The organism is Anaplasma bovis, assembly GCF_036903315.1.
In the GTDB taxonomy this organism is placed as follows: domain Bacteria; phylum Pseudomonadota; class Alphaproteobacteria; order Rickettsiales; family Anaplasmataceae; genus Anaplasma; species Anaplasma bovis.
In genome coordinates, this window is the sequence record NZ_JAWLNY010000061.1 from 1 (window position 1) to 5,776 (window position 5,776).

The 5,776-nt window shown below is 44.9% G+C and carries 6 protein-coding genes; 5 read left to right on the forward strand and 1 reads right to left on the reverse strand.

Annotated elements, in window-relative coordinates; genetic code table 11:
• The first annotated feature begins 577 nt into the window (after window positions 1-577).
• From hflK to R4I06_RS04235, 5 genes are all read left to right on the forward strand, one after another.
• Window positions 578-1,666 carry an FtsH protease activity modulator HflK gene (gene hflK / locus R4I06_RS04215; protein ID WP_334414329.1) on the forward strand — a complete coding sequence of 363 codons (1,089 nt, stop codon included), beginning with the start codon at window positions 578-580 and terminating at the stop codon, window positions 1,664-1,666.
• Window positions 1,663-2,529 (forward strand): protease modulator HflC, encoded by an 867-nt coding sequence (hflC, locus tag R4I06_RS04220; RefSeq protein WP_334414330.1) that lies wholly within the window; start codon window positions 1,663-1,665, stop codon window positions 2,527-2,529. Before hflK ends, hflC begins: the two co-directional genes overlap by 4 nt.
• Before the next feature lie 18 nt (window positions 2,530-2,547).
• Window positions 2,548-4,008, forward strand: coding sequence for a Do family serine endopeptidase (locus R4I06_RS04225; protein ID WP_334414331.1), 1,461 nt, complete (start codon window positions 2,548-2,550; stop codon window positions 4,006-4,008).
• 118 nt (window positions 4,009-4,126) lie between these two features.
• Window positions 4,127-4,819, forward strand: coding sequence for a ribonuclease III (gene rnc, locus R4I06_RS04230; protein WP_334414332.1), 693 nt, complete (start codon window positions 4,127-4,129; stop codon window positions 4,817-4,819).
• A gap of 23 nt (window positions 4,820-4,842) precedes the next feature.
• Window positions 4,843-5,376 (forward strand): cytochrome c oxidase assembly protein, encoded by a 534-nt coding sequence (locus R4I06_RS04235; RefSeq protein ID WP_334414334.1) that lies wholly within the window; start codon window positions 4,843-4,845, stop codon window positions 5,374-5,376.
• A 15-nt stretch (window positions 5,377-5,391) separates the two neighbouring features.
• Here R4I06_RS04235 and R4I06_RS04240 read toward each other — a convergent pair.
• A partial coding sequence (locus R4I06_RS04240) for a hypothetical protein (protein WP_410519380.1) occupies window positions 5,392-5,776 on the reverse strand: 385 nt, incomplete at its 5' end.

Sequence of the window (5,776 nt, forward strand, 5' to 3'; positions counted from 1 at the left end):
AGTCATTATCGGCAGACCCAACTTCTGCACAAACCTTATCACATTGCATATAACCCTCTCTGCCACAACGCCGCCGTCCTTATCAGCAGTAACACCACTTCCCTGAGAACCACCTGTTAGAGGCACAATCGACGCAACAATAATTGCAAAAAACATGGCAAAAACAACCCTCGACATAAAGCTACCCCCCCCCACACACACATCTTCCTTATTAACCACAGCGACCCGCTAAACGTGTACCGACACGTAGGAACCTCGCGTAACGGACCACAGTAGATCACAAAATTGTTAATGTTCCGTGAACAACTCACGGTTGTATAAGCTATAAATTACCTAAAAAATGTTCTCAAAAAGACATGCTGCGGCTGTGCGCAAGTCTCCTCATCAGGAACTCGTGGTTTGAGCTTTATAAAAAGGAATTACCCTCTCATCCGCTAAATGCAGCGTCACTAGTATGTAGTAATATCGCACACGCATATTGTACATAGACTGCCCTGCTTGCTGCACAAGTCTTTTATTGATATGGGGATTATTCTGTTATAGACTCCGGAATGCTTTGTGTGCATGCGAGATCTTTATGCGTAACAACGATGATCCATGGGGCAGCAGCGGAGACGCCTCCCAGAACAAAACCCGTGGTAATAAGAAGTTTGTGGATGCTCAGTTTGACTCTTTGTTTTTCGGAATAAGGGCAACCTTTGGGGGATTCTCAGGAGACGGTAAAAAATTTTCTATCGGAGGACCTCATATGTTTCTGATAGCAGTTGTCGCTGTGCTTATATATGCATGTACGGGGTTCTACGTTGTGAATCCTGAGGAAAAAGCTGTAGAGTTGTTGTTCGGAAAATATAGTAGCACTAGAGATTCGGGATTAAGATACTGGTTCCCGCGGCCATTCGGAAAAGTCTTGAAAGCCAGAGTGGAAGTGGTAAGCAAAGAGGAAATAGGCGGGATGGGCGTTAGGACCGATTCCCCGTACGGACACGGCGAAGGCGTTATGCTCACAGGCGATGAGAACATAGTGAATATAAATTTCGATGTTCAGTGGAAGATCGCAGACGCTTATGAGTATCTTTTCAATGTGCGAGATGCCAGACCAGGTGCAACTGTTAAAAGCTCTGCTGAGAGCGCGATGCGTGAGATAATTGGTAAGAGCACTCTTGCCTTCACTATTGAAGGGGACGGAAGAGCCGCTATTGCTTATGAGACAAAAAAGCTTTTGCAAAGTATATTGAACCGCTACAAGATGGGCATTGAAATACTTTCAATACAACTTAAGAAGGTTGATCCGCCGGAAAAGGTTATAAGTTCTTTTAGGGATGTGCAGAGTGCGCGAGCAGATAAGGAGCGCGCAATAAATGAGGCTTCAGCTTATCGTAATGAAGTTATACCGAAAGCTAAAGGTGAGGCTATACGTATTAAGCTCGATGCTGAAGCGTATAAGAGTGAAGTGGTGAATAGGGCTCAAGGTGATTCAGCAAAGTTCCTTGCGATATATAAGGAGTATGTTAATCAACCTGTTGCCGTTAGAAGTCGTATGTATGTTGAGACCATGGAAGAGGTTCTATCCGACATGTCCAAAGTAATTGTCACAGATGACGTTAAGGGGTTATTTTCCTATCTACCCTTGAGCAATGACAGCAACAATAACTGGGGGAGGAAATGAGATTCGGGCAAGTTAGGTTTTTCCTTGGGGCTATAGCTGCAGTAGCGATAGTAGTACTGCTGGGCTCTGTCTTTGTGGTGGATGAATCGCAGCAGGCAGTGGTTGTACAGTTTGGGCAAGTAAAGCGCAGCGTGCAAGAGAGTGGTTTGTTTTTCAAAACTCCTCTAATAAGCAAAGTCCTGTATTTCGACAAAAGGATTATAGAGATAAAATCCGATGCTTGTGAGGTTATAGCGGCGGACCAGAAGCGTTTCGTAGTAGATTTTTACGCGAAGTACAGAATTACGGATCCAGTTAGATTTTACAGGACCGTACGGGGTGAGGTGGGTCTAGAAAACAGGCTTGGTAGCATAATAGAATCTCACCTTAGGGAACGTATAGGCAGTGTAGCTCTGATAAACTTCCTTAATGAGGCGAGAGCAGATGTCATGTTGAGGATACAGGACGGTGTGAGTGCTGAGTCTGAGAAGTTTGGAATACATATGGTGGATGTACGCATAAAGAGGTCTGATTTACCTGAGGAGAACAGTGCCGCAATATTCCGCCGTATGCAGACTGACAGGGAGAAAGAGGCTAGAGAGATTCGCGCGGAAGGTGAGGAGCTTTCTCAAAAAATACGTTCTGATGCTGATCTTCAGCGGCGTGTGATTTTAGCAAATGCAATGAATGAGGCACAGGTGATAAGGGGTTCTGGAGATGCAGAGGCATCTCAAATATACAACGAAGCCCTGAAGGTTGATCCTGACTTTTTCAACTTTTATCACACTTTGAAAGCGTATAGAAAAGTATTCAGCGATGGCAGCACAAAGGTAGTACTGTCGCCAAATAATGATTTCTTAAGTCTTTTCAACAGTAGGGATTAGTTGCAGGGAGGTGTGTACGTGAGGAAGAAATTACTATCGGTTGTTTTGTCATTTGCTCTTCTTGTAGGGGCAGATTTTTGCAGTGCATCTTCGGAAAACACTTTTGCTCCTGGCGGCAAGGGGTTTGCTGAGCTTGCAAACAGGTTACTTCCTGCTGTTGTCAACATTTCTACAGAGCAGACAGTTGATGCTGGAGAGAGTGAAAATGGCATGTCGGGTGGTGGCATGTTCAGATTTCCTGGGCTACCTTTCCCTAAGGGTATGATTGAGGAATTTTTTAACATGGACCCTTTTTTCAGCGAGCAAGCACCAAAGCCGCGAAAGGTTGTGTCTCTGGGGTCAGGGTTTATCGTGGACAAGTCGGGATTGATAGTAACAAATTACCATGTCATAGCGAACGCAAAAGAAATACAGGTGAAATTCAGCGATAACTCGACAGCCAAGGCTTCTGTTGTAGGAAAGGATTTAAAAACGGACCTGGCAGTTTTAAAAGTTGCAGCGAAAAAAGAGCTATCTTGTGTAACCTTTGGGAATTCTGACAGCGTAATGGTGGGAGAGTGGGTGCTGGCTATAGGTAACCCGTTCGGATTAGGTGGTTCCGTTAGCGTTGGTATCGTATCTGGTCGCGCTCGCGACATAAACATCGGGACTACAAGCGAATTTCTGCAAACTGATGCTGCAATCAATCGCGGGCATTCTGGTGGGCCGTTATTCAATGCTGATGGTGAGGTTATAGGAATCAATACTGCAATCATATCGCCGCAGGGAGGCGGAAATGTGGGAGTAGCTTTTGCAATTCCTTCTAATAATGCAGCGCGCATTGTAAAGGCCCTTTCCAAAGGAGAGAAAATTGAACATGGATGGCTCGGCATTGTGGTGCAGAACGTAACTGAAGAGATGATAAGCACACTAGGATTGGAAGAAGCTCGTGGGGCTTTGATATCGAGTGTTGCTAAGGGCAGTCCTGCGGAGAAATCTGGGCTCAAAGTGGGTGACGTCGTTTTAGAATTCAATGGTGTGCAGATCACCGAAGTTCCAAAGTTTACAAATTTGATCGCCAAGTCACCTGTAAACAGCAAGGCAAAGGTAATTGTACAACGTGACGGACGCGAAGTGTCTCTTACAGTCACTATAGGCAAGTTCTCTGACGAGGACTCTTTGGCAGACAGCAAATCTGAAATCGGAGAAGATATTCTCGGCATTACCGTGGGTAATCTGTCAAAAGATGCAGGTAAAAGTGAAGAGAAGGGGGTAGTTGTACTTAAGGTTAATCCAGGAAGCGAGGCTTTTGCGGCGGGTATCCGGAGAGGCGACATTATACTTGGGATTAATTCGTCTGCTGTGGATAGCGTTGCCGCTTTTTCAAAGGAGTTAACCAAAGTAAAGAATAGCAAAAAGGATTCGGTGTTGCTTTTGCTGAAAAAGAGTGATGCTTCTCCATCAATCTATGTGCCTTTGTCTATAAAGAAGGGTACGTAACCTTTCTTGTTACTGTAAAGGCGGAACGATGCGTACCAGGTGGAATTGTTGTGGCTTCCAGAGTTATTTGCAAGTTTGGAGATGAGCGGTGAGTACAGGCATCTCGAGGCAAGTTGACATGGAAGCTATAGCTGAGGAGATCTACACAATAACAGGGTATAAATTCAAGGATCTGTCACTTTTGCAGCAGGCATTGACGCATCCTAGCGTTTACGTCTCGGGCACAAAAAATGCAAATTACGAACGTCTAGAGTTTGTGGGGGATGCAATTTTGGGGGCTGTGGTGTCAGAAATGTTGTACAACCTTTTCCCCGATGACAGCGAAGGGTACCTAACGCGGAGAAAAACTTATCTCGTGTGCGGGCAGCAGGCTGTCAAGGTGGCGCAATCTTTAAATTTGGGCAGGATGATGCTGTTGTCTGAGGGAGAAGCTGCATCCAATGGGTTTGAGCATCACAAAAACCTTGAGAACTTGTTGGAAGCAATAATAGGAGCTATCTCTATGGACGGGGGGATAGAAGCTGCAAGAAGTTTTATATTAAAGCTATGGAAACCGTTAGCGGAGAGGATGCCAGATTTCCCTCCCCAGGATCCCAAAACTGCTCTACAGGAGTGGGCGCAGAGTAAAAATCTACCAACTCCAAATTACAGAGTGAAAAGCAAAACTGGCATGGAGCATAGCCCAGTATTTACGGTGGAAGTTAGTTTAAAGGACTGCGGAAGCGTGGTTGGTACCGGAAATAATAAAAAATCTGCCGAAAGGGAGGCCGCTCGTGCTATGCTAAGCAGAATCCCTGTAGAGGGTTGGTAGTATTTCGAAGCTAGGTATGCTTTGTGGGACAAAAACAACGCCCGGGTGGCACTAATGTGCTATTTCTTTTGTGCTGCATAATACTCTCTATGTGCTGCATAACCTATGCTTCCGTTCCACTGTACAGAATTTTTTGCAAAGCAACTGGATTTGGAGGAACGCCTCAAAAAAGAGCGGTTGTTTCTAAGGACCGAGTAGGAAAGCGCAGTATAAAGGTGAGATTCAATGCAACAACAACTGATATTCCAATATTATTTTACCCTCAGCATCCATATGTCACTGCTACACCAGGAATTCAGAAGCTTATTTTTTACACAGCAAAAAACCCTCACAAAAAGCATGTTGTAGGGACCGCTGTTTACAATGTATCTCCAGTTCAAGCAGGAAAATACTTCTATAAGATAGCGTGCTTTTGCTTCACTAGGCAAATCTTCGAACCAGAGAAAGAAGTGGCAATGCCCGTGTCGTTTTTTATAGACCCTGAAATAGAGAACGACCCCAACACTAAGCACATACGTGAAATAACTCTGTCCTATATTTTCTTTCCTAGCGAGTAGCTGCGTATTTGCTCACTACGTATTGTTCATTACGACTCCATGAGCCCCGCCAACTCTGTGTACTCTTACGTGGACCACATTAGGGGAACCCACGTTCAATGCATTTGCAATGCATTGAACATCTTCAGTTGGAAATCTACGTGCACCATCACTTAAAACAAACATATGGGAGCCATGAGAACACATAGCGTATCTAAGGACACTGGCTACAAGCAACCCGAGTGCAATACTGGCGGTTACAACACAAAGCCTGCATGCCATACTTGGATCCGGAGAAGCGAAAGCGTACAGAACTCCCTTAAGATTGTTTTCCTGTGCAAACAGAACACCTAAAGCAGCGGCGCAAGTACAAAGCATAACCCCCATTACTGAGAAGCACACGGAAGAAACAGGGCTAAAT

Bases quoted from the DNA above. Each gene is read 5' to 3' on its own strand.
- hflC (WP_334414330.1), top strand. From the start codon at position 1,663: ATGAGATTCGGGCAAGTTAGGTTTTTCCTTGGGGCTATAGCTGCAGTA.
- hflK (WP_334414329.1), top strand. From the start codon at position 578: ATGCGTAACAACGATGATCCATGGGGCAGCAGCGGAGACGCCTCCCAG.
- rnc (WP_334414332.1), top strand. From the start codon at position 4,127: ATGGAAGCTATAGCTGAGGAGATCTACACAATAACAGGGTATAAATTC.